We start from the raw sequence: 2,414 nt of genomic DNA, 5'->3' as shown, positions 1-2,414 counted from the left end.
TGGTGGGGCGTGAGCGATTTGAACGCTCGACCAGCGGATTAAAAGTCCGATGCTCTACCAACTGAGCTAACGCCCCCTATTGGTTTTTCAACACTTTGTGCGAAAAGTGAAATTATACATTATCCCAATTTAAAAACAACAAAAATTAGCCTTTATTTACCATTTCTTTTAAGCTTTTTCCTGGCTTAAAAAACGGCACATATTTCTCGCCAACCTGCGTTCTTTCACTGGTTTTCGGATTGATTCCCTGACGTGCTTTTCGGTGCTTCTTGATAAAGCCACCAAAGCCTCTAATTTCAACCCCTTCACCTGAAACAATCGATTGAGTGATTCGTTCTAGAATAAGGTCAACCGCTAATTTCGCCTCTGATTTTGCTAGATTTGAATTGTCAGTTAATCGTTGAATTAGATCTGTTTTTTTCATCTTTTCACCATAAAAAAAGGCCGCTTCGTATCACTACTCGGCGGCCTTTTGATTAACGATTAGTTACTTATCTTTAGCTTGCTTAAGTAAGTCACCTAATGTTGAACCAGCTGCTTCTTCAGAAGACTGCTTATTGTAGTCTGCCATAGCTGCTTGCTCTTCAACTGAATCTTTAGCTTTGATACTAACAGAAACGTTGCGAGATCTTCTATCAACATTCATGATAACCACTTCAACTTCTTCGCCGGTTTTAAGTACGGTTGTTGCATCTTCAACACGTTCTTGTGAAATTTCACCCGCTTTTAAGTAGCCAGTGATATCGTCAGCAAGACCAATAACCGCACCACGTGGATCAACTTCTAAGATTGTACCTTTAACAATAGAACCTTTCTTATTTGCTGAGGCGTATTGCATGAAGTCATCTTCAGACAACTGCTTAATACCTAGAGAAATACGCTCTTTCTCTGCATCAATATTTAGAATAACAACTTCTAATTCTTGACCTTTAGAGTAGTTAGCAACTAACTCTTCAGAAGATTGCTTATCCCAAGAAATATCAGCTAAGTGGATTAAACCGTCGATACCGCCTTGTAAGCCAACAAATAAACCAAAGTCAGTAATAGACTTAACATTTACGATAATCTTATCGCCTTTGTTTTGAGTTGCTTCAAATGCTTCCCAAGGGTTTTCTAATGCTTGCTTCATTGATAATGAAATACGGTGCTTAGACTCTTGAACGTCTAATACTACTACGTCAACCTCTTGACCCAATTTAACGATCTTAGAAGGACGTGCATTTGCATTTGTCCAATCCATTTCAGATACGTGAACCAAACCTTCAACACCGTCTTCAATGCGCACAAACGCACCGTAATCAGTAAGGTTAGAAACCGTACCAGTAACTTTCTTACCGATAGGAAGACGATCTGAAATGTTATCCCAAGGGCTAGCAGTAAGCTGCTTAAGACCTAGTGATACACGCATCTTCTCTTTATCGTAATTAAGTACTTTAACCTTAATCTTATCGCCAATTGTAAGCTTTTCAGATGGGTGGTTAACGCGCGTCCAAGAAATATCTGTAATGTGTAGTAAACCATCAACACCACCAAGATCAACGAACGCACCGTAATCTGCAAGGTTCTTAACGATACCTTCGATTTCTTTACCTTCTTCAAGTGTTTCAAGTAGCGCTTCACGATCCGCAGAGTTAGCTTCTTGCATAACCGCTTTTCTAGAAATAACGATGTTGTTTCTAACTTCGTCCATTTTAATAACGATTGCTTCAATTTCTTGACCAGTAAGGTATGAGAAATCTTTAACAGGACGCACATCAACTAATGAGCCTGGTAAGAATGCCTTAACTACGCCAATATCAACTGTCAAACCACCTTTAACAGCACCGGTCACAATACCAGTAACTGTTTCTTTAGAATTCATTGCTAATTCTAATGACTGCCACAACTTGATGCGTTTCGCATCAGCGTGTGACAATAGTGTATTACCCAGGCCATCATCGATTGATTTTAGAGCAACTTCTACTACGTCGCCTTCTGCAACCTCTAATTCACCTTTTGGGTTTTTAAATTCGTCTAGAGAGATGAAACCCTCTGATTTTAGTCCAACGTTTACAATCGCTTTTTCACGATTAAGACTAACTACCGTACCCATTAATAAGGCACCTACTTTTACGTTTTGTTGTTCTACACTGTTTTCAAACAGTTCAGCAAATGATTCTGACATATATTTCTTCTTTGATATTGACCGGTAATTGTTAGGCTAGTTACGGTGTACGCCTAATGCATATCGGGTTAGTTTATTTATAAAGCTTAACCGCTTAAGCTTTAACCAATTCGCTCACTTGAGCGATAACCTCATCAAGTGATAACTCAGTAGTATCAATGACAAGGGCATCTTTTGCAGGTTTTAAAGGTGAGTGTTTGCGTGATGAATCACGCGCATCTCTTGCCTCTACCTCTGCTAAGATCTGCGA

At 39.3% G+C, this 2,414-nt stretch carries 3 protein-coding genes and 1 tRNA gene; all 4 read right to left on the bottom strand.

Annotated features, from left to right (window positions below):
• Positions 1-76, bottom strand: a tRNA-Lys gene (locus tag PSN35_RS07080).
• Positions 77-145: 69 nt separating this feature from the next.
• Positions 146-424, bottom strand: coding sequence for an HU family DNA-binding protein (locus tag PSN35_RS07075; protein ID WP_300031423.1), 279 nt, complete (start codon positions 422-424; stop codon positions 146-148).
• A 63-nt stretch (positions 425-487) separates the two neighbouring features.
• Positions 488-2,182, bottom strand: coding sequence for a 30S ribosomal protein S1 (gene rpsA / locus PSN35_RS07070; protein ID WP_300031428.1), 1,695 nt, complete (start codon positions 2,180-2,182; stop codon positions 488-490).
• A 76-nt stretch (positions 2,183-2,258) separates the two neighbouring features.
• The coding region (locus PSN35_RS07065) for a (d)CMP kinase (protein ID WP_300031426.1) at positions 2,259-2,414 on the bottom strand (156 nt) is incomplete at its 5' end.

The sequence above is a fragment of the Candidatus Thioglobus sp. genome, from assembly GCF_028599055.1.
Lineage (GTDB): Bacteria > Pseudomonadota > Gammaproteobacteria > PS1 > Pseudothioglobaceae > Thioglobus_A.
This window is presented reverse-complemented; position numbering and strand designations above follow the sequence as displayed.